The following is a 19,103-nucleotide window of genomic DNA, read 5'->3' as shown; positions in this document are numbered from 1 at the left end:
CGTCGAAGGAGCAATTCCGCCGAAAATCGCACAAACGCAGGATCTTAGGATCCCAAAAAGGTTTGGCCATGTCTGAATTCTCGGCCTTGTCGCAAGAAATCTGGGACATGAAATACCGGCTCAAGTCGGCGTCGGGCGAGCCTGTGGACAAAACCATCGCCGACAGCTGGCGGCGCATCGCCGGTGCTTTAGCGGCCGCTGAAGGAAAACATTCAACCAAAAAGCCTGTCGAAACCGAATTCTATGACGCTCTGCGCGATTTTCGGTTTTTGCCGGCCGGGCGCATCCAGGCCGGCGCCGGCAGCGAGCGCAATGTCACCCTTTTCAACTGCTTCGTTATGGGCCGCATCCCAGACGACATGGCCGGCATCTTCGAACACCTGAAGGAAGCCGCCCTGACGATGCAGCAGGGCGGCGGCATCGGCTACGACTTTTCCACCTTGCGGCCCAAAGGGGCGCCGGTCCACGGCATCGGCGCCGATGCCTCCGGCCCGCTGTCCTTCATGGACGTCTGGGACGCCATGTGCCGGACCATCATGAGCGCCGGCTCGCGCCGCGGCGCCATGATGGCCACCCTGGCCTGCGACCACCCGGACATCGAAGCCTTCATCGAAGCCAAGCAGGAGCCCGGGCGGCTTTCGATGTTCAATCTCTCGGTGCTGGTGAGCGATGCCTTCATGCAGGCGGTTCGCGAAGACCAGCCCTGGCCCCTGAGCTTCGAGGGTACGGTCTACAAGGTGGTTCAGGCCCGCGCCCTCTGGGACGGCATCATGCGCGCCACCCACGCCGCCGCCGAGCCGGGCGTGATCTTCATCGACCGCATCAACCAGCGCAACAACCTGCATTACTGCGAGACCATCAGCGCCACCAACCCCTGCGGCGAACAGCCCCTGCCGCCCTATGGCGCCTGCCTGCTGGGCTCGATCAATCTTGCGGCCCTGGTGGTCCGGCCCTTCGAGGACGATGCCGCCCTGGACATCGACGCGCTGGAGGCCCTGGTGCCGACGGCGGTGCGCATGCTCGACAACGCCATCGACGTCTCCCGTTTCCCGCTGGAGGCGCAACGCCAGGAGGCCCGGGCCAAGCGGCGTATCGGTCTGGGCATTACCGGCCTTGCCGATGCGCTGATCTGCTGCGGCCTGCGCTATGGCTCCGCGGAGGCGGTGCGCACCACGGAGCGCTGGATGGCGGCCTTCCGCCGGGCCGCCTATCTTGCCTCCGTCAGACTGGCGGAGGAGAAAGGCCCCTTCCCGCTCTTCGACCGCGAGGCCTATCTGGCCGGCGAGACGATCCGCGAGCTGGACGCGGAGATCCGCGAAGGCATCGCCCGCCACGGCATCCGCAATGCCCTGGTGACCTCCGTCGCGCCGACCGGCACCATCTCGCTGCTGGCCGGCAACATCTCCTCCGGCCTGGAGCCGGTGTTCAGCTTCAACTATGTCCGGCGCATCCTGCAGCCCGACGGCAGCCGCCGCGAAGAAGAGGTGAGCGACTACGCTTACCGTCTGTTCCGGCGATTGAAGGGAGAGGACGCGCCCTTGACCGCCGCCTTCGTCGATGCGCAAACCCTGGAGCCCGGCGCCCATGTGGTGATGCAGGCCGCAGTACAGCGCTATATCGACAGCTCGGTCTCCAAGACCATCAATCTGCCCGTCGATATCTCCTTCGAGGCCTTCAAGGATGTCTACAGCCAGGCCTATGACCTCGGCTGCAAGGGCTGCACCACCTATCGGCCGAACGACATCACCGGCGCGGTACTGACAGTGACGCCGGACAGCGGCGCGGCACCGACGGCAACCCTCTCCGCTCCGCCAGCACCGACGAACGGTGATGCCCCGGAAGAGGCCCCGGACGGCGCCGTCGTCTACATGACCGACCCCCTGGCAAGGCCGGAGGTGCTGCCCGGCTGCACCTACAAGCTGCGCTGGCCGGACAGCGATCATGCGATCTACATCACCCTGAACGACATCCTGCAGGAGGGAACCGCCAAAGAACCGCGGCGGCGACCCTTCGAGATTTTCATCAACTCCAAGAACATGGAGCACTACGCCTGGACCCTGGCGTTGACCCGGATGATCTCAGCGGTCTTCCGACGCGGCGGCGATGTCTCCTTTGTCGTCGAGGAACTGAAGGCGGTTTTCGATCCGCGCGGCGGCGCCTGGATGGAGGGGCGCTACGTGCCCTCGCTGCTGGCCGCCATCGGCGGAGTGATCGAAGAGCATATGATCGAGATCGGTTTTCTGCAGCCCGAAGGCGTCGCCAAGAACAGCACGCAGAAGGCGGTGGTCAACCTCGGCAACCCCGCCGGCGACACCCGCTTCGCCCAATGCCCGAAGTGCGGCAGCGCCAGTCTGATCCGTCAGGAAGGCTGCGACCTCTGCACCGCCTGCGGCTACTCCAAGTGCGGGTGAACGACAAATTTCCATCGGGCGAATAGCAGCGTCCAAACCAAACTCTACGCGCGGGACTGGACCCGCTCCCAAAAGGCAAGGCTTCCGCAACGCCTTCCGGTCAGGGACATCCGCAATTCTAGTATCAGGGAGAACACAAGATGCAGGAGCTAAAAGGCAAGACCGCCATCATTACCGGGGCCAGCCGCGGAATCGGCGCCGCCGCCGCCGAGGAACTGGCACGGCTGGGAGTCTCGGTCGTCCTGGCCGCGCGCAGCCTGGGCGAGATCGAGGCGCTGGCCGCAAAGATCGGCGCGGCCGGCGGCAAGGCGAGTGCCCTTGCCTGTGATGTCAGCCGCTACGATGAGGTCGCCGCCGCCGTCGCACACTGCCAGACCACCTTCGGCGGGCTGGATATCCTGGTGAACAACGCCGGGGTCATCGACCCCATTGCGCGGCTGGCGGAGTCCGACCCGGCAGCCTGGGACCTGGCGGTCGACATCAACCTGAAGGGCGTCTACCACGGCCTGCGCGCGGCCCTTCCGGTCATGGAAGCCCAGGGCAGCGGTGTCATCGTCAACATCAGCTCCGGCGCCGCCACCGGCGCCCTGGAAGGCTGGAGCCATTACTGCTCGACGAAAGCCGCCGTGCTGTCGCTGACCCGCTGCGCCGACAAGGAGTACGGCGACAAGGGCATCCGCGTGGTGGGTCTCAGCCCGGGCACCGTTGCAACGGACATGCAGGTGTCCATCAAGGCCTCGGGCATCAACCCGGTCAGTCAGCTCGACCCCTCGGTCCATATTCCCGCCGACTGGCCCGCCAAGGCCATCGCCTGGCTGTGCACGGCAGAGGCCGCCGAGTTTGCCGGCACCGACTTCTCCCTCAAGACCGAGGAAGGGCGCCGCCGGGTCGGTCTGGCGTGAGATCCGTCAGGCGGCGGCCGGCCGGGCAGTTCCCTGGAGGAGCAGCCTGCGCCGGAGGAGGTGATCCAGCGACAGCGCCCCCGCCCCTTTCACCGCCAGCGTAACCAGCAGGAAAACCCACAAGGCCCGCTGGTCGAGAATGGCGGCGTTCGGCAAGCGGTCGAACCAGGCGCCGATGGTTGCCGCATCGACGCCGTGAAAGGCGATATCGACATAGCTCTGCACCAGGATGAAACCGATCATGCCCAGCGCGGCGAGGCGGGTGAACAGTCCAAAAATGATGAGCAGCGGCAGCACGAACTCCGCATAGGTGCCGGCAAAGACGATGATGTCGTAGGGAAAGAACGGCACCTGGGAGGCGTCATAGCCGTAGGCCTCGACGACCGAAGGCAGGATCTGGAAGTAAGCGTTGTCGCCGATGCTGAAGAAGCCGGTAAAGCCGTCGCCGACCTTCAGGCTGGCGGAGTGGAGATAGTACACCGCCAGGACAGCAGCGAAAGCGAGGCGGGCAAGGAACCCAAGGAACCAGCCGTCGAGTTTTGTCTCAATCGTGCCGGTAATCCGGCTGTAGAGGTCTATCAATCGGGTCATTGTCTTCAGCCTATTCTTGCTTGGGTTCAGGACTGCCGGGAATAACGGCGGTCACGGCGCCGACCTCGAACATGCCTTGCAGATGGACTGCAAGATCAAAAGCCGGATCGTTCGACGCCGCCTGTTCCGCCGCCTCCGCCAGAGACGCGCCGGACAGAAGCGCGCCGATGAAGTCAAAGCCGCCGCCCGGCAGCACACGCGTGTCCACAGACAGCGCCGGACGGGTCACCAGGGCGTCCTGGTTGCAGTTCATATCCACCGCCGCCGCGGGATCGCTGCCGCTGCTGACGGCCCAGAGCGACACGACCGGCCAGCGCGAGCGCAGCAATTGCAGGGACGGGTGCAGACCGAACTGCAGATCGCCCAGGTTCTCCGGCGGCAGGGCCGACAGACAGTCGATTGCCAGCGGCTCGGCATCGGCGGCATGGAAGGCATTGAGCCTTGCCCATTCCAGACGCGCGACGTCGCCCAGGTAAGGCACGTTCGCCGCCGGCGCAAAGCCGTCGAGGAAATCGCCGAAGCCGCGCCCATAGAGCAAGAGCACCGGCGACCGGGGCGGCTCCCGGTCGATGTAGGCCCGCGCCGCCGCCTTGAAGAACGCTTCGCCGACCAGACGCAGAACCGCCGGGAAGGTGGCTTCCAAGGCCTCGATCAGACTGACCATCCGGTTGTTGCGGTAGACGTCGAAGCGGCGGTCCTGTCCGGCAACCGGCGGCGTCACCACCGCATCGGGGACCGGCAAAGCGGCATTGCAGAGCGCCGCCGCGAAGTCGTTCTGGGTGTCAGCGTGCTGCGGCATGACGGGTCTGCTGCATAGAGGCTGCGGGTTGCGGCGCTGCGCCTGCCTCGGCCGCGATAACGGTTTCCGCCCTGCGGGCCTCGTTATAGAGAACCTCCCAGGCCGGCAGGCTGTTGTCCCACTCGATAAGGCTGGGCTTGGTCCCGCCACGCGCCAAAGTCCGGGCATAGAGTGCCCAGACCCTGTCGTCCACGGCACGGTCATGAGCATCGATGAGCAGGGTCGTGCCGCCGGCTTCTTCCTCGCTGGCATGACCACCCAAATGAATCTCGCCGACATGCTCCAGGGGAAAGGCATCGATATAGGCTTCAGCCGAGACGCCCTGGTTGTTGGTTGAGACAAGCACGTTGTTCACATCGAGCAGCAGGCCGCAACCGCTGCGCTTCACCACGGCCCGGAGAAACTCGATCTCATCCATGGTGCTGTTCTCAAAGGCGACATAGGTGGAGGGATTCTCCAACAGCACCTGGCGGCACAACACCTCCTGCATCCGCTCCAGATGGTCGCTGACCCGCGTCACCGTCTCTTCGGTATAGGGCAGCGGCAGCAGGTCGTTCAGATAGACCTCGTCATGGCTCGACCAGGCGAGATGCTCGCTGACCAGCCCCGGCTCATAACGCTCGGCAAGGTCGTTAAGACGGGCGAGGTGTGCTTCGTCGAGCGGCGCGGCGCCGCCGATGGAAAGCCCTACGCCGTGCAGCGACAGCGGGTAGTCGCGGCGGATCTTCATCAGATAATGATGCGGCGGGCCGCCCGCCCCCATGTAGTTTTCGGCATGCACCTCAAACCACCCGACATCCGGCCTGCTGCCCAGGATCGCCTCGTAGTGCTCGGCCTTCAGGCCAAGCCCGGCACGGTTCGGTATGGCGGTACTTTCTGTCATGATGCTGAGCGCCCGATCAGAGGGACGAAAGGCCGGTCCGGTTCCTGCTCTGCGAAACCGGACCGGCCTTTCAATCAATCTGTATCCAGGCCTGCCAAGCCTTAAGCCGGCAGGTCGCGGTCGAGGGCTTCCAGCGACCCGGTGCGGTCGCCCGGCAGTTCGAAGTCGGCATTTGCCTCTTCAACGCCGTACTTCACGCAATCGCCGGCCGGGACCAAGGTCCAGGCATTGCCCTGATAATCAATCGTCGAGGTGCCGGCACAGGTGGTGCCGGGACCGGCGGCGCAGTCATTCTGCCCGGCCAGTGAGATGCCGTAGCACTTTTCCTTCGCCTGCGCGGCGGCCGGGGTTACATGCGCCGTCGCCGACACGGCGAGGGCCACGGCCCCGGCAATCATCGCTGCGGAAGCGATCTTCGTTTTTTCAGCCATTCTCTTTCATCTCCTCTGCTTTGCTTGTGTAACTGTTTTCCCGGAACAAAGCCGGGAAGATCGGTGGCGAGAAATCTCGTGCTATCCCTCGATGGGCGCCGTCACGCTGTAGGTACCCTTGTTGTCGTCGATGGACTTCCAGCTTCGCGAAGATGCCGGGGTTGCTTCTTTGCTGGACCAGTTTTCATCGGCTTTCGTCAGGTTGCCGGGGATATCGCTCTCCCAGAACCCCACCACGTTCGGCGTGATGTTCAGATAGAGCTTGCCGTCGACGATACGCCAAAGATTGGGGTTGGCGGGAACTTTTCCGCCCTGGGCCAGGCCATAGGCGCAGTGCCCGTCATAGGCCGGCGCATACTTGGCGGGATCGGCCACGAACTTGTCACGGTTGGCCTCGGTGGAAAACGCCCAGGTGGCGCCGTTGTATTCCGCCGTGATGAAAGCCTTGCCCGGAATCGCTTCCGGCTGGCGGGTACCGACAGCGTTCTGCTTTAGGTCAAAGTAAGCCACCGCGTCATAACCGCTAATGGCGAAACCGGACTCATCGACATACTGCTCGCCGGCCTGGGCCGCACCAGTTGCCAGCATCGAAAAAGCCGATGCCAGAAGAAGTTTGCGCATCATGGGGAGGACCTCGCATCTCCAGGTTGGAAAAAGCAGGCGGGTGCCTGACTAGATAGTGATATTTGCCCCCTGGGCCGGTGATCAAATCACGAGCCGTCACTAAAATGTGACGTCGCCGGAAACGGTGGGATCGAGCCGACCGAAACTCCGGCGAACGGCGGAATTCCTAGGCCCGCCGGCAGATCGGCGGCGATTCAGATTGTCGAAACACCCGGCCTATACTATCAGGGGAAAGGCCATGCGATCAGGCCGCGCCGCCAGAGAATCACCCAATGACAGAATCAACCCTTACGATTCGCCGCCCAGAGGAGGCCGACTGGCCCCGCATGCTGGAAGTGCTGGAAACCGCCAATTTCCATCGCATCGGCGGTCCGGAAATGCCGGCGTTTCCTCTCAGCGATTGCTTTGTTGCCGAGCTGGACGGCCTGATCGTCGGCGTCGGCGGCTATCGGATACTGGACGAGACCACGGCCAAGACGACGCTGCTGGCCGTCGATTCCAACTACCGCGGGCACAACGTCGGCGCCGCTCTGCAACGCACCCGCCAGGACTACCTGCGCAACCAGGGCATCAAGGAGCTTTACACCAACGCCGACGACGAGCGGGTGGTGGAGTGGTACCTCAGGCTCTTCGGGTATCAGCGCACCGGCAAACGCATTCCCAAGGTCGCCCCTTTCGGGCGCAGCGACAAGAACGAGTGGATCAATCTGATGGTGAAGCTGTAGGGCGCTGCCGTCAGCCGCTCCGGCGCCGGGTATCGCTCAAGAGCCGCTCCAGGCCGCGGTCGCGCAGGCCGAGAGCCTGAAGATGATGCACGGTGTTTTCCAGGTATTCGATGCAGAGGCCTCGGCTGCCCTTGCCCTGCAGGATCAATTCGACGATCCGGTCGTGGTTCAGCCCGCCTGCGTATTGCCGGTGTTCACGGTCGACGACGAAGGTGATGGCCGAGACGGCGCCCTGGTCGGTCTTGGCTTCGCGCCAGGAAGGCAGATAGACACCGGTAATCATCTCCCGCGCATAGAGGTAGTCCAGCACCTCCTCGCCCTCGCCCCAGGGAACCCGGAACGCCAGACCGCGGCAGGAGCCGCCGCGGTCGAGGCCGAGGACGAGGCCGGGACGCCGCGCGGTGCCGCGGTAGCGATGTGAAAAGACGCAGAAGCTGCGATGCAGCCCGTTGACCCTGGCAAGGCGGACCTCCACGTGGGGGAAACCCGGATGCCACATCAGGGAGCCGTAACCGAAGACCCAGAAGTCCTGTTTCGGAGGCAGGGCCAGACGCCTGGCAGCCAGTTCTTCTGCAGTAAGATCGCCCGGCCCCTCAAGGTCCGGCCACTCGCTCTCCGTCACATCCGATCCCAGTCATGCTATGCAGCAGCGCTATACCAACAAATCCGGGGCCCGCCCTCAAGCCGGAACACAAAGACGACTCCGATTTGGGGCTGCGGGCGCAGGCAGCAGCTTCTATCATGCCTTTGCATTCCCAACGACCGGGAGTAACGAGCCTCCATGCGCCGCCGAAAGCGCCTTTCCATAGCCCTCGCCGCGACGCTCTGCCTGCTCTTCATGGGGCTGACGGGATATTGGTTCTGGGCTTCCGAGGCCCTGGCCGAGGGTATCGAGCGCTGGCGCGGCCAGCAGATCGAGCGCGGCTACGCCATTGCCTACGACGGCCCGCAGATGTCCGGCTTCCCCTTCGCGCTGACCGTGACCTTCGATCAGCCGAAGGTAACCAGCCCTCAGGACCTGACCTGGGAAGGTCCGACCATTTCGGGGAAGGCCAAACTCTGGGACCCCTTCACCATCGATCTGCAGTTTCCGGCAATCACCGCCTGCGCCTGGCTGAAGGCGGCGAGCGCAAGGAAGCCGAAATCGTCGCGGCGGAGGCCCAGGGACGGGTCGTGCTGGCCTTTGACGGCCAGGTCGACCGCGCCATGGTCGACCTCGGCGCCCTGCGTATGGAAGGACCCGGTCTCGATCCCGTCTCCGCCGAGCGCCTGACGGCGCGCCTCGGGCCGCTGCAGGAAGCCAATGGCGACGATCCGGAAACCCTGGAGCTGGTCGGCGAAGCGCTCGCGCTGCAACTGCCGGCGGGCCATGGCGGCCCCTTGGGCAACTCGCTTGCCAGACTGTCCTTCGATTCAACCGTGATCGGCGGCATTCCGCGCGGCAAGCCGGCGGTCGCCCTGCCGCTGTGGCGCGACGCCGGCGGGCTCTGGCGCTTCCGCCGCCTGGCGGCAAACTGGGGGCCGCTGGACCTGCAGGCGACGGGGCGCCTGGCTCTGGACAGGGTGCTGCGCCCGGCAGGCCAGTTCGACACCCGCTTGAAAGGCGCCGAGGCGATCATCGACAGACTGATCGAAAGCGGTGACATAAAGCCGGAGGCCGCCTTTGCCGCGCGGCTGGCGGTGGCCGCCCTGGGCCGCCGCGATGCGACCTCCGATGCGACGGTGCTGGAAGCGCCGATTACTCTGCGGGATGGTCTGCTTTATCTTGGACCGGTCCCGCTGTTCCCGATCGCTCCGGTTCTCTAGGATCGAAGGAGCCGGCCTGATGGGCGTCGACGACGCCGGCACGGATTTCCCGGGTGCGGCGGAAGAGCCCCTCCAGGGTTTCCCCCTCGCCCCAGCGGATCGCCCGCTGCAGGGCCGTCAGGTCTTCGGAGAAGCGCTGCAGCATCTCCAGCACCGACTCGCGATTGTGCAGGAAGACATCGCGCCACATGACCGGATCGGACCCGGCGATGCGGGTGAAGTCGCGAAAGCCGCCGGCGGAGAACTTCACCACCTCGGCCCTTTCGCTTTCCTCCAGATCGGTCGCCGTGCCGACGATGGTGTAGGCGATCAGGTGCGGCAGGTGGGAGGTGATGGCCAGCACCTTGTCGTGGTGCGCAGCGTCCATGATCTCGATGGTCGAGCCGAGGCCCTGCCAGAAAGCGACGAGTTTCTCCGTCGCTGCTTCGGGCGTGCCCGGCGGCGGGGTGAGAATGCACCAGCGCTGTTCGAAGAGATCGGCAAAGCCGGCTTCCGGCCCGGAATTCTCCGTACCGGCAATGGGATGCCCGGGCACGAAGTGAACGCCGCCCGGCAGAAAGGGGCCGATGTCGCGGATCACCGCCTGCTTCACCGAGCCGACGTCGGTGACGATGGCCCCGGGGGCAAGCTGCCCGGTAATGGCCTCGGCAACCGCGGCATTGGCGCCGACGGGCACGCAGAAGATCACCAGGTCCGCGCCATCCACGGCATCGCCGGGTTCGGCGTGCAGGGAATCGGCAAACCCCAGCTCGGCGATTACGCGGCGGGTTTCCTCGCGCCGCGAATAGGCAGAGACGTGCTCGGCCAGGCCCCGCGCGCGGATCGCCCAGGCCAGCGACGACCCGATCAGTCCCGCGCCCAGCAAAGCGACACGCTGAAACAGCGGCGCGCCGCCGGAGGCTGCGGGCAGATTCATCCGAGCACCGCCTGCAGCGCCTCGGCCGTCGCCCGCATCTCGTCTTCCGTGCCGATGGTCACCCTGAGACAGTTGGCGAGACCATAGGCCCCCACTCCGCGCACCAGGATGCCCCGGGCTTTCAAATCGGCCAGCACGCCCTCGGCTTCGGCCTGCCCGCCGGGAAAGCGCAGCAGAATGAAGTTGCCGGCGGAAGGCAGCGGTTCGACGCCGGCTTTCGCCGCAACCTCCGAGAACCAGCTGCGCCACTTGGCGTTATGGGCGACCGACTGGGCCACGTGGTCCTTGTCGGCAATGGCGGCGAGGCCTGCGGCCTGTGCCGCCTGGCTGACGTTGAAGGGGCCGCGCACCCGGTTCAGCACATCGACGACCGCGGCCGGGGCATAGGCCCAACCGAGTCGCAGCGCCGCCAGCCCGTAGATCTTGGAGAAAGTGCGCAGCATGACGACGTTCCCGGCCTCTTCCACCAAAGCCGCCGGGCGCGGATAGTCCGCCGCCGTCACGTATTCGGCATAGGCCGCATCGATCACCAGCAGCACCGAGGAAGGCAGTCCGGCATGCAGACGCCTGAGTGCTGCTTCAGAGATATAGCTGCCCGTCGGATTGTTCGGGTTGGCCAAAAACAGCAGCCGCGTCTTGTCGGTCACCCGGGACAGCAGGCCGTCGACATCGGCGGTCAAAGCCACCTCGGGGGCGCTCACCGCCGTCGCACCGGCGGTCCTGGCCGAGATGCCGTACATCAGGAATCCGTGCTCGCTGTAAAGCACCTCGTCCCCGGGCCCGGCATAGGCCCGGACCAGCAGGGCAATCAGTTCGTCGGAGCCGGCGCCGCAAACGATGCGCTCCGCATCCAGGCCCTCAGCCTCGGCCAGGGCCCGGCGCAGCGCCAGCGCGCCGCCGTCGGGATAGCGGTGCAGATTGCCTTTTTCCGCCTCATAGGCGGCAATGGCCTTGGCGCTGGGGCCCAGGGGATTTTCGTTGGAAGCCAGCCGGATGACCCGGTTGGCTCCTTCGGCCTTGGACTCGCCGCCGACATAGGGGGCGACGTCGAGAATACCCGGGCGCGGCTGGGGTTTCAGGGGGGAAGGCTGGCTCATGACGCGCCAGCGTTGGCCGCATCGCCGTCGCCGCCGCCTTCGGATCCGGCGCTCAGGATGGGATTGTTGGCCAGCTCCTCCGCCAACAGGGGCACGGCAAAGCTGCCCACGGCCCAGGCATGGCTGACCGGCTCGGTTTCCGTCACCAGGGCGGCGACCCGGCTGTCGTCGCTGGCCAGGAATCCCTCGACCTCGACCAGATGCAGGGTGCGGTCCGGCGCGTCGACCCAGGCCTGGGTGTTGCGCACCTCGAAGCCCGCATCGGACAGCAGGACCTTCAGCGCGCCGCGCGATACCGCCTGATCCAGTTCGACGATCAGGTACCCGCGGTCGTCGCCGCTTTCCTCGGGCTCGGCCAGGGAGACAACCACCGCCTCCGGGCCGATCCGCCGGCCGCCGTCCAGAGGAGCAAAGGGCAAGCGGGCGATGATCTTCGGCGAGGCCTTGCCGCTGCGGGCCAGCTTGGGCCACCAGGGCGTGCCCCGGTCCGATTCCGGCAGCGGCAGAATGCCGATGTTGGCCTTGCCGTCGCTGACCGCCCTCAAGACCCCCATCTCCGAGCCGAAGCCGGTGATCGGTGTGAGGGAGCCGAAGTGGTCGCGGGCCAGCAGAGACAGATCGCTGCCGTCCTCCGGGGCGAAGGCGGCAGCGGCGAAGGGTCCCTGCAGGCGGGTGAAGACGGAGATGACCTCGCGCCAGATGCGGCAGACGATGGGCTTCGGAAAGGCCCCCTCGTGGCGCCCGACCAGCCGGCGCAGCACCCGCGCCTCGCGGCCCGGCCGCATGATCACCGCATTGCTGCCCTTGGCCAGGGCAATCTGGCGGGCAAGCTCGGTGCGGCGCATGAGCGAGTCGTGGATTGAATCGTCGATCTCGTCGATCTTGCGACGCAAATCGTCCAAAGAAGGCGGTTTTTCCGACATAAGGGCCCGATACCTGCAGCCAAGGCGGAGCTACTGATAGTCGCTGGATCGGCTAAAATCAAAGAAAACCTTACAGGTTTCCGCTCCGTAGCCTTACCGGAGAAAGGTTGACAGGGGCCGCCCCGGCTCCCTAGCTATGGGGTCCCGAAACCGGCGGGGTAACATCGGACCCTTGGGTGTGTCCGCCCGGCGGCCCGGAAGGCCCGCCGCAGCGGGACCTTTAGAGAACACGGATTGGCAGAGAAAACGGATTGGATGGGCCTTGAGCGACCGAGGGGACATCGCGGAGCCTGTGAGGCCGGTTGACGCACCGCAAGCGGGGCTGACGGCCGACTTCGGCCACGACACCCCCTTTATGCTGGATTGCGGGGTCGAACTGGGGCCTTTCACCCTCGCCTACCAGACCTACGGGCGGCTGAATGCCGACAAGTCCAACGCCATTCTGGTCTGCCACGCCCTGACCGGCGACCAGTTCGCCGCCGGCACCCATCCGGTTACCGGCAAGCCGGGCTGGTGGAGCCTGATGGTCGGCCCGGGCCTGGCGCTCGATACCAACCGCTATTTCGTCATCTGCACCAACGTGCTGGGCGGCTGCATGGGCACCACGGGGCCGAAATCCATCAACCCGACCAGCGGCGAACCCTGGGCGCTCGATCTGCCGGTCATCACCCTCGCCGATATGGTGCGGGCGCAAAAGCTGCTGATCGATCATCTGGGCATCGACAAGCTGTTCTGCGTGACCGGCGGCTCCATGGGCGGCATGCAGGTGCTGGAGTGGGCGGCCAAGTTCCCGGAAAAGGTTTTCGCCGCCATCCCGATCGCCACCGCAGCGCGCCACACGGCACAGAACATCGCCTTTCACGAGGTCGGCCGCCAGGCCATCATGGCCGATCTGGATTGGTGCGGCGGGCGCTACCTCGCCGAGGGCCGCAACCCGGACCGCGGCCTGGCGGTGGCGCGCATGACCGCGCACATCACCTATCTCTCCGAACCGGCGCTGCACCGCAAATTCGGCCGCCGCCTGCAGGACCGCAAGAGCCTCACCTTCGGCTTCGACGCCGATTTTCAGGTCGAAAGCTACCTGCGCCACCAGGGGGCCAGCTTCGTCCAGCGCTTCGACGCCAACTCCTACCTCTACATCACCCGGGCGATGGACTACTTCGACCTGGCCGAGGAACACGGCGGCAAACTGGCCAATGCCTTCCACGATACGCCGGTGCGCTTCTGCGTCATCTCCTTCTCCAGCGACTGGCTGTTTCCCACGGCGGAGAACCGCGACATCGTCCACGCCCTGAATGCCGTCGCCGCCGACGTCAGCTTCGTCGAGATCGAAAGCGACGCCGGCCACGACGCCTTTCTGCTGGACGAGCCGGAGTTCCGCGATACCCTCTGCGGCTTCCTCAACGGCTGCGCCGAACACCGCGGACTGGACTTCTCGTGAGCCCGCTCGACAACCCCGCCGTCCGCAACGCGCCTCCGCTGCGCAGCGACCTGGCGCTGATCGCCGGCATGGTGGAACCCGGCGCGCGGGTGCTCGATATCGGCTGCAGCGACGGTGCCCTGCTGGACCATCTGGCCCGCGAACGTCAGGTCGTGGGGCGCGGCATGGAACTCTCCCAGCGCAACGTGAACGCCTGCGTCGCCCGCGGTCTCTCGGTCATCCAAGGCGACGCCGACACGGATCTGGTGGAATACCCCAGCGATGCCTTCGACTATGCGATCCTGAGCCTGACTCTTCAGGCGACCCGCGATCCGCGCAAGGTGCTGGAGCAGATGGTCCGCATCGGCCGCCATGCCATCGTTTCCTTCCCCAACTTCGGGCACTGGCGGGTCCGCGCCCATCTGCTGTTCCGCGGCCGCATGCCAGTGACCGAGTCCCTGCCGGAGCCCTGGTACGAGACCCCCAACATCCACTTCTGCACCATCAGCGACTTCACCGACCTCTGCCGCACCTGCGGCATGGAGATCGAGGAAACCCTGGTGATGGGCGGCGACCGCCTGCGCAGCGGTCTCGGCGCCGGACGCCGCGCCAACCTGTTCGGCGAAAAGGCGATCTTCCGCCTGAAGCAGAACTAGCAGCGCACTGCGGGCAATGTCCGATCCCAAGGCGGATAGCGACAGGCTCTATCAGGACCCGGCCCTGGCGCAGTTCTACGATCTGGAAAACGGCTGGGCGGCAGACTTCTCGTTTTGTCAGGCCTTGGCAAAGGACGCCCGCTCGGTTCTCGATCTCGGCTGCGGTACGGGAGAACTGGCTCTTGCTCTGGCCGAAGACAGAACCGCCGAAGACAGAACCGCCGAAGACAGAACCGCCGAAGACAGAACCATCGTCGGGGTCGAGCCCGCCGCGGCTATGCTCGATGTCGCCCGCGGTCAGCCGGGCGGCAGTAAGGTCACCTGGCATCTCTCGGATGCCCAGAGCCTCCGCCTCGACCGGCGTTTCGACCTGATCGTTCTCACCGGCCATGCCTTTCAGGTTTTCCTGACCGAGGCAGATCAACGCGCGGTGTTGAACACCATCGCCCTGCATCTGAATCCGGAAGGCCGCTTCATCTTCGACACGCGCAACCCGGCCGCCGAGGCCTGGCGGGACTGGACCCCGGAACGCTCACGCCGACGGTTGCAGCATCCACGGCTCGGTGCGGTGGAGGCCTGGAACGACGCGGCGCACGACGCCGCCAGCGGCATCGTCACCTATCAGACGCACTACCGCGTAATGGCCAGCGGCGAGACCCTCTCCGCCGAGTCACGGATCCGCTTTACGCCGCGCGAGATGCTGGCGCCGCTGCTGGCCGAGGCCGGCCTGACGGTGGACGAGTGGTTCGGCGACTGGGAAGGCGGCTCCTCAAGGCCGAGCGCCCCAGAGATCATTCCTCTGGGGCGCCTCGTGACACCGTAACGCTTCGGAACTGCGGTCGTCAGCCGGCCGGCGCGGCGCAGATCTTGGTGGTGGAGTTGTTGGCGTTGCTGGTCTCCGGCACGACGTTGGTCGGATCGATCACGATTGAGAACTGGCATCCACCGGCCCCATAACATCCCGCGGGAATGTCGACCTCGACCGGCATAGTCCCATCCCACATTGGACTGACCAGGGGTACGGAGGTGCTGCCGCCGCCCGTAAACTTCACGCGAACACTGCTTGCCCCCCAGCCGCCTGCCGGGGCGGTCGTGCCCTGGGTCGCGAACTGAACCTTGAAGGCGATGGTATCCGCCGGGCCGAAAGCGCCCTTGCGCTTGCAGAAACCGCTGTTCGGCAGACCCGAGTTGACGTTGCCCGGAAGCCCGGCATGCAGGATAAAGTCCGGCAAAGCCACCGGGTCCTTAGCTTTCAGGCCACCGGGCCCGCTGGGCTTCACCGGACCGCCGGACGGCCGGGCTGGTTTTTTCTGCAGTTGCGGATCCATCCGCTTCATTTCGATCTGCTTCTGCCGGGTTTGGCCGACGGCATCATCGACAGAGGCGGTCGCAAGCAGCGCCACGGCAGCGAACGCCGAAAGCGCGACCTTGGATGTCTGGTACATGATTGCTCTCCTGATCTGGCGGCGGTCCCACAAGACCGATTGTTGTGTCATTCTTTAGTCGTCAGCTCTTAGAGAAGGGTTCAAAATTTTTCCGCCCGCTGCCTCCTTTTCCTGAGCGCAAGGGGGCAGGGCGAACGCGACCCACGCCGGAACTTGAAGGGGATTGACGGGTGCACCAGGACCGAAAACTGCCGATCCTTTATCGCCTCCACCCCATATGGCTGCTGGCCGGCTATATCGGCGTCGCCCTGGCGCCCCTGGCTTTTGCCTACGCCCAGGGCCTGGAGCCGCGGCGGTTCCGGGATGAACTTTCCTCGGCGCTCGCCATGGTGGCCTTCGCCATGCTGCTGATGGAATTCGTGCTCTCCGGCCGGTTCCGGGCGGTATCGGGCCGAATCGGAATCGATCTGACCATGCGCTTCCATCAGTTGATCGCGCGCTCCCTTGCTGTCTTTTTGCTCATCCACCCCTTTCTCTATGCAACGCCCCTCAAACACGCCTTACCTTGGGACCCAAGCGGCCAGTACACGTTGGGTCTCGATGCGGCTTCGGTCACCACCGGAGTCATCGCCTGGATATTGCTGGGCCTGTTGATCCTCTTCGCGATAGGCCGCGACAAACTGCCGTACCGATACGAAGTCTGGCGCCTCTCGCATGGTCTTGGGGCTGCCGCCATCGCCATTGCCGGCGCACATCATGCCATCCACGCCGGGCGCTACAGCGGGCATCCGACGCTGGAAGCCTTTTGGCTGGTCATGGTCGGCATCGCCCTGGTGACGCTGCTTGTGGTCTACCTGGTGACGCCGCTTCAACAACTGCGCCATCCCTATCGGGTCGCTTCGGTGGAGAAAGCCGCCCTCAAAACCTGGACTCTCGTGATTGAGCCGCTGCGCGGTCAGGCCGTCGACTTCCAGGCCGGACAGTTCGTCTGGTTGACCTTGGACCGCCCGTCCTTCGCGATCACCGAGCACCCCTTTTCGATCAGTTCCTGCCCGGCCGAGCGGCCAAGACTGGGCTTCACGATCAAGGAGGCCGGCGATTTCACCGATACCATCGGCGCTCTGCGGCCGGGCGCCCGCGCCTATGTCGACGGACCGTACGGCAATCTAACCCTTTCCGGCAGGACAGCGGACGGGCTGATCCTTATTGCCGGCGGTGTCGGCATCGCGCCCATCATGAGCATTCTGCGCCAACTGGATGCCGAGCGGGACGCGCGGCCGGTGAAACTGATCTACGGCAACCGTCTGGCCGAGCAGATCCTCTATCGCGCCGAGCTTGACGGCCTGGCAGAGCGCCTGCGACTTGAGGTCCATCTGGTCCTCTCGGAACTGCCTGGCTTGTGGGAGGGGCCAAAAGGCCAACTGGACGAAGCAGTCCTGGCGCAACTGCTCGACACCGAAGAGACCGCCGGCTGGCTCCATATCGTCTGCGGCCCGGCAGCGATGATCGACAGCGTCGAAGAAACACTCGAGAAGCTTGGCGTGCCAATGCGCCAAACCATCTCTGAAAAGTTCAGCTACGATTGAACAGGATCTCCTATGCGCAATCGACTTCTCTTGTGGGCTTTCTGGGGCGTCAGCCTCGCTGTCTTGGCGGCATCGCTTGCCTTCGCCCTGCGCTAGAGCGGATCAAGTGGGTGTGGAACCAACAGCGGATCACTTCATCCCCGCCAAGGCGTCCCAGTATTCCGGGTGCAGTTCCGGCCTTGCGTGGTAGGGCACCATCGAACAGTAGTGGGCGTGTCCGCTTTCGCCCCCGGCGCCCACACGCGGCAAAAGGGCGGCGAAAACCAGCGTCGATTCACCGCCCTGAAAACCCCAACCCGTCAGGCTGCCGTGGTCGTTGAAGTAACTGATGCGGACGATGTCCTCATGGACGCCCTTGTAGGCGCGCAGCACTTCGAACTCGACAACCCGGTCCCGGTCGTCCTGCGCCCCGTCGTACCCGGCTTTCACTCTGCCATAGAATATCATGCCGGCATGGTCGACATGCTCGGCCGGGGTCGGCTGCCAGCACTTCGTCGCGCCGGCCTTGCCGGGTATCAGGAGAACACAAAGAGGGACCACCAGCAGCGACGCGCCGCGCCGTATCATCGGCAACAAAGCGTCCATGCGCCAAGGGCCCCTCACATCGATCAGCTCGGCGTCTTCTCGCGCTGCACCCGTCCCGCCGCCTGGGGCAACTGCACGACGACCGGACGGCCGAGGCGGCGCGGAGCACGCTGCATGGTGCCGGCGTAGAGCTGCTTGCCGGATTCGATCATCACGACACCGGCAAAGGTTGGGAAGAAACGGGCACCCATGCGTTCGAAAGCCGGCGCCGAGCGCAACAGCGTGTGGGAGCGGGTCGGCGGCACATAGAGAGCCCGTTCGGTGCGCGCCGGAATGAACATGTTGTCGCGCAGCACCCGAGAGAGCTGCGCCGCCGTGTAGGGATGGCCCCAGCCCAGCGGCGTACGGTCGGAGCGCGCCCAGATTCCCCGCCGGTTCGGCACCACCACCAGCAGACGCCCGTCGCCGGTCAGGACCCGCCAGATCTCCCGCAGCAGGCCGCGCAGGGACTCGCTGTTTTCCAGCCCGTGCACCAGCATCACCCGGTCGATGGAATAGTCGGGCAGCGGCAGCTCGGTCTCCTCGACCAGGGAAACGACGCCCGGCCCCTCCGGCGGCCAATGGAGGACCCCCTGGGAGGCCGGCATGAAAGCGAGCGTCCGTTCGGCCTCGCCCTTGAACTGGCGTAGATAGGGGGTGGCAAAGCCCAGGCCGAGAAGCGACTGGCCGGTCAGGTCCGGCCAGACGGAACGCACCGCGCGGCGCACCATATGGCGCGCCACCTGGCCCCGGCGGGTCTCGTAAAACTCTCGCAAATCAACGACATCATGCCACATGACGGCGGCAAGCTAGCATAAAGCCGCGCCGCTTGCGACCACCCGGTCTGCTATGGTTAACCAAGACAGCAACAGGCGAATCTGCGAAAGGCCCCGCCCATGAACGCTGCCGACATCATTCGTCAGCTCGATCTGCAGCCGCACCCCGAGGGCGGCCATTACCGCGAAACCTATCGCGACCCCGCACCAGAGGGCGGCCGCGCCGCCTCGACCGCGATCTATTATCTGCTGGCGGCCGGCGAACACTCGCACTGGCACCGGGTCGACGCGGCAGAGGTCTGGCATTGGTATGCCGGGTCGCCGCTGGTGCTCACCCTTTCGGCCAATGGGCACGATGCCGAGGCCCAGGTGCTGGGAACCGATCTCGGTGCCCGCCAGCGCCCGCAGATCGTCGTACCGGCCAAGGTCTGGCAGACGGCCGAATCGCTCGGTGCCTGGACGCTGGTCGGCTGCACCGTCGCGCCGGGTTTCGACTTCGAGGGATTCGAGATGGCCCCGCCGGACTGGCGGCCCCTGCCCCGGAACAACGGTTAGAGCGTTTTCGACTTCCGTCGAAGCGGTTCCAGCCCGCTCACCCTCCCGGCGCC

At 65.4% G+C, this 19,103-nt stretch carries 20 protein-coding genes and 1 pseudogene; 9 read left to right on the top strand and 12 right to left on the bottom strand.

Going from position 1 to position 19,103, the window contains the following annotated elements:
• Positions 1 to 68 precede the first annotated feature (68 nt).
• Positions 69 to 2,411 carry an adenosylcobalamin-dependent ribonucleoside-diphosphate reductase gene (locus tag ACP146_RS01105; RefSeq protein ID WP_422364920.1) on the top strand — a complete coding sequence of 781 codons (2,343 nt, stop codon included), beginning with the start codon at positions 69 to 71 and terminating at the stop codon, positions 2,409 to 2,411.
• Positions 2,412 to 2,551: 140 nt separating this feature from the next.
• Positions 2,552 to 3,313 carry an SDR family oxidoreductase gene (locus ACP146_RS01100; protein WP_422364919.1) on the top strand — a complete coding sequence of 254 codons (762 nt, stop codon included), beginning with the start codon at positions 2,552 to 2,554 and terminating at the stop codon, positions 3,311 to 3,313.
• A gap of 6 nt (positions 3,314 to 3,319) precedes the next feature.
• Here the strand turns inward: ACP146_RS01100 and ACP146_RS01095 are convergent, their stop codons facing one another.
• The 5 genes from ACP146_RS01095 to ACP146_RS01075 all read right to left on the bottom strand — a co-directional run bounded on the left by ACP146_RS01095 (position 3,320) and on the right by ACP146_RS01075 (position 6,641).
• On the bottom strand, positions 3,320 to 3,904 hold the full coding sequence (locus ACP146_RS01095; RefSeq protein ID WP_422364918.1) for a DoxX family membrane protein: 585 nt from the start codon (positions 3,902 to 3,904) through the stop codon (positions 3,320 to 3,322).
• A gap of 10 nt (positions 3,905 to 3,914) precedes the next feature.
• Positions 3,915 to 4,703: a DNA-binding domain-containing protein gene (locus ACP146_RS01090; protein ID WP_422364917.1), complete on the bottom strand. Its 789-nt coding sequence runs from the start codon at positions 4,701 to 4,703 to the stop codon at positions 3,915 to 3,917.
• Positions 4,687 to 5,586 carry a DUF692 domain-containing protein gene (locus tag ACP146_RS01085; RefSeq protein WP_422364916.1) on the bottom strand — a complete coding sequence of 300 codons (900 nt, stop codon included), beginning with the start codon at positions 5,584 to 5,586 and terminating at the stop codon, positions 4,687 to 4,689. The genes ACP146_RS01090 and ACP146_RS01085 overlap by 17 nt, the downstream gene beginning before the upstream one ends.
• 101 nt (positions 5,587 to 5,687) lie before the next feature.
• Entirely contained in the window at positions 5,688 to 6,017 is a 330-nt protein-coding gene (locus ACP146_RS01080) for a DUF2282 domain-containing protein (RefSeq protein WP_422364915.1), read from the bottom strand.
• Between the two features lie 81 nt (positions 6,018 to 6,098).
• Entirely contained in the window at positions 6,099 to 6,641 is a 543-nt protein-coding gene (locus ACP146_RS01075; protein ID WP_422364914.1) for a YHS domain-containing (seleno)protein, read from the bottom strand.
• A gap of 272 nt (positions 6,642 to 6,913) precedes the next feature.
• On the opposite strand from ACP146_RS01075, the gene ACP146_RS01070 reads away from it, so the two are divergent.
• The gene (locus ACP146_RS01070; RefSeq protein ID WP_422364913.1) at positions 6,914 to 7,366 is read left to right on the top strand and encodes a GNAT family N-acetyltransferase; all 453 of its coding nucleotides are present in this window, start codon (positions 6,914 to 6,916) and stop codon (positions 7,364 to 7,366) included.
• 10 nt (positions 7,367 to 7,376) lie between these two features.
• On the opposite strand, the gene ACP146_RS01065 is transcribed toward ACP146_RS01070, so the two are convergent.
• Positions 7,377 to 7,988: a gamma-glutamylcyclotransferase gene (locus tag ACP146_RS01065; RefSeq protein ID WP_422364912.1), complete on the bottom strand. Its 612-nt coding sequence runs from the start codon at positions 7,986 to 7,988 to the stop codon at positions 7,377 to 7,379.
• 159 nt (positions 7,989 to 8,147) lie between these two features.
• Here ACP146_RS01065 and ACP146_RS01060 point away from each other — a divergent pair.
• A pseudogene (locus ACP146_RS01060) lies at positions 8,148 to 9,172 on the top strand (DUF2125 domain-containing protein).
• Here the strand turns inward: ACP146_RS01060 and ACP146_RS01055 are convergent.
• Genes ACP146_RS01055 through ACP146_RS01045 form a run of 3 tightly spaced genes read right to left on the bottom strand, consistent with a single transcriptional unit; the run spans position 9,105 to position 12,087 of the window.
• Positions 9,105 to 10,088, bottom strand: coding sequence for a prephenate/arogenate dehydrogenase family protein (locus tag ACP146_RS01055; protein ID WP_422364910.1), 984 nt, complete (start codon positions 10,086 to 10,088; stop codon positions 9,105 to 9,107). The pseudogene ACP146_RS01060 and the gene ACP146_RS01055 sit on opposite strands and share 68 nt — an antisense overlap.
• Complete coding sequence (hisC, locus tag ACP146_RS01050; protein ID WP_422364909.1) at positions 10,085 to 11,185, bottom strand: histidinol-phosphate transaminase; 1,101 nt, start codon at positions 11,183 to 11,185, stop codon at positions 10,085 to 10,087. The genes ACP146_RS01055 and hisC overlap by 4 nt, the downstream gene beginning before the upstream one ends.
• Positions 11,182 to 12,087 carry a chorismate mutase gene (locus tag ACP146_RS01045; protein ID WP_422364908.1) on the bottom strand — a complete coding sequence of 302 codons (906 nt, stop codon included), beginning with the start codon at positions 12,085 to 12,087 and terminating at the stop codon, positions 11,182 to 11,184. Before ACP146_RS01045 ends, hisC begins: the two co-directional genes overlap by 4 nt.
• A gap of 313 nt (positions 12,088 to 12,400) precedes the next feature.
• Between ACP146_RS01045 and metX the strand changes: the two genes are divergently transcribed.
• The 3 genes from metX (at position 12,401) to ACP146_RS01030 (ending at position 15,007) form a co-directional block, all read left to right on the top strand.
• Complete coding sequence (gene metX / locus ACP146_RS01040; RefSeq protein ID WP_422364907.1) at positions 12,401 to 13,549, top strand: homoserine O-acetyltransferase MetX; 1,149 nt, start codon at positions 12,401 to 12,403, stop codon at positions 13,547 to 13,549.
• A 68-nt stretch (positions 13,550 to 13,617) separates the two neighbouring features.
• Complete coding sequence (metW, locus tag ACP146_RS01035; RefSeq protein WP_422369606.1) at positions 13,618 to 14,184, top strand: methionine biosynthesis protein MetW; 567 nt, start codon at positions 13,618 to 13,620, stop codon at positions 14,182 to 14,184.
• A gap of 16 nt (positions 14,185 to 14,200) precedes the next feature.
• A complete protein-coding gene (locus ACP146_RS01030) occupies positions 14,201 to 15,007 on the top strand; it encodes a class I SAM-dependent methyltransferase (protein WP_422364906.1) in 807 nt (268 codons plus the stop codon).
• A gap of 19 nt (positions 15,008 to 15,026) precedes the next feature.
• On the opposite strand, the gene ACP146_RS01025 is transcribed toward ACP146_RS01030, so the two are convergent.
• On the bottom strand, positions 15,027 to 15,629 hold the full coding sequence (locus ACP146_RS01025; protein ID WP_422364905.1) for a hypothetical protein: 603 nt from the start codon (positions 15,627 to 15,629) through the stop codon (positions 15,027 to 15,029).
• A 170-nt stretch (positions 15,630 to 15,799) separates the two neighbouring features.
• Between ACP146_RS01025 and ACP146_RS01020 the strand changes: the two genes are divergently transcribed.
• Positions 15,800 to 17,155: a ferric reductase-like transmembrane domain-containing protein gene (locus ACP146_RS01020; protein ID WP_422364904.1), complete on the top strand. Its 1,356-nt coding sequence runs from the start codon at positions 15,800 to 15,802 to the stop codon at positions 17,153 to 17,155.
• Positions 17,156 to 17,284: 129 nt separating this feature from the next.
• On the opposite strand, the gene ACP146_RS01015 is transcribed toward ACP146_RS01020, so the two are convergent.
• The gene (locus ACP146_RS01015) at positions 17,285 to 17,740 is read right to left on the bottom strand and encodes a hypothetical protein (RefSeq protein WP_422364903.1); all 456 of its coding nucleotides are present in this window, start codon (positions 17,738 to 17,740) and stop codon (positions 17,285 to 17,287) included.
• Between the two features lie 23 nt (positions 17,741 to 17,763).
• Positions 17,764 to 18,495 (bottom strand): class I SAM-dependent methyltransferase, encoded by a 732-nt coding sequence (locus ACP146_RS01010; RefSeq protein ID WP_422364902.1) that lies wholly within the window; start codon positions 18,493 to 18,495, stop codon positions 17,764 to 17,766.
• A 120-nt stretch (positions 18,496 to 18,615) separates the two neighbouring features.
• Between ACP146_RS01010 and ACP146_RS01005 the strand changes: the two genes are divergently transcribed.
• Positions 18,616 to 19,050, top strand: coding sequence for a cupin domain-containing protein (locus tag ACP146_RS01005; RefSeq protein WP_422364901.1), 435 nt, complete (start codon positions 18,616 to 18,618; stop codon positions 19,048 to 19,050).
• Positions 19,051 to 19,103: the final 53 nt, after the last annotated feature.

It is taken from the genome of Pelagibius sp. (assembly GCF_965249265.1).
In the GTDB taxonomy this organism is placed as follows: Bacteria; Pseudomonadota; Alphaproteobacteria; order Kiloniellales; family Kiloniellaceae; genus Pelagibius.
Note: the sequence above shows the minus strand (reverse complement) of the source record. Positions and strands in the feature narration are given on the sequence as shown.

Coding starts and splice junctions, on each gene's coding strand:
- ACP146_RS01105 (WP_422364920.1), top strand. CDS start 69: ATGTCTGAATTCTCGGCCTTGTCGCAAGAAATCTGGGACATGAAATAC.
- ACP146_RS01100 (WP_422364919.1), top strand. CDS start 2,552: ATGCAGGAGCTAAAAGGCAAGACCGCCATCATTACCGGGGCCAGCCGC.
- ACP146_RS01095 (WP_422364918.1), bottom strand. CDS start 3,904: ATGACCCGATTGATAGACCTCTACAGCCGGATTACCGGCACGATTGAG.
- ACP146_RS01090 (WP_422364917.1), bottom strand. CDS start 4,703: ATGCCGCAGCACGCTGACACCCAGAACGACTTCGCGGCGGCGCTCTGC.
- ACP146_RS01085 (WP_422364916.1), bottom strand. CDS start 5,586: ATGACAGAAAGTACCGCCATACCGAACCGTGCCGGGCTTGGCCTGAAG.
- ACP146_RS01080 (WP_422364915.1), bottom strand. CDS start 6,017: ATGGCTGAAAAAACGAAGATCGCTTCCGCAGCGATGATTGCCGGGGCC.
- ACP146_RS01075 (WP_422364914.1), bottom strand. CDS start 6,641: ATGATGCGCAAACTTCTTCTGGCATCGGCTTTTTCGATGCTGGCAACT.
- ACP146_RS01070 (WP_422364913.1), top strand. CDS start 6,914: ATGACAGAATCAACCCTTACGATTCGCCGCCCAGAGGAGGCCGACTGG.
- ACP146_RS01055 (WP_422364910.1), bottom strand. CDS start 10,088: ATGAATCTGCCCGCAGCCTCCGGCGGCGCGCCGCTGTTTCAGCGTGTC.
- hisC (WP_422364909.1), bottom strand. CDS start 11,185: ATGAGCCAGCCTTCCCCCCTGAAACCCCAGCCGCGCCCGGGTATTCTC.
- metW (WP_422369606.1), top strand. CDS start 13,618: ATGGTGGAACCCGGCGCGCGGGTGCTCGATATCGGCTGCAGCGACGGT.
- ACP146_RS01030 (WP_422364906.1), top strand. CDS start 14,201: ATGTCCGATCCCAAGGCGGATAGCGACAGGCTCTATCAGGACCCGGCC.
- ACP146_RS01025 (WP_422364905.1), bottom strand. CDS start 15,629: ATGTACCAGACATCCAAGGTCGCGCTTTCGGCGTTCGCTGCCGTGGCG.
- ACP146_RS01015 (WP_422364903.1), bottom strand. CDS start 17,740: ATGGACGCTTTGTTGCCGATGATACGGCGCGGCGCGTCGCTGCTGGTG.
- ACP146_RS01005 (WP_422364901.1), top strand. CDS start 18,616: ATGAACGCTGCCGACATCATTCGTCAGCTCGATCTGCAGCCGCACCCC.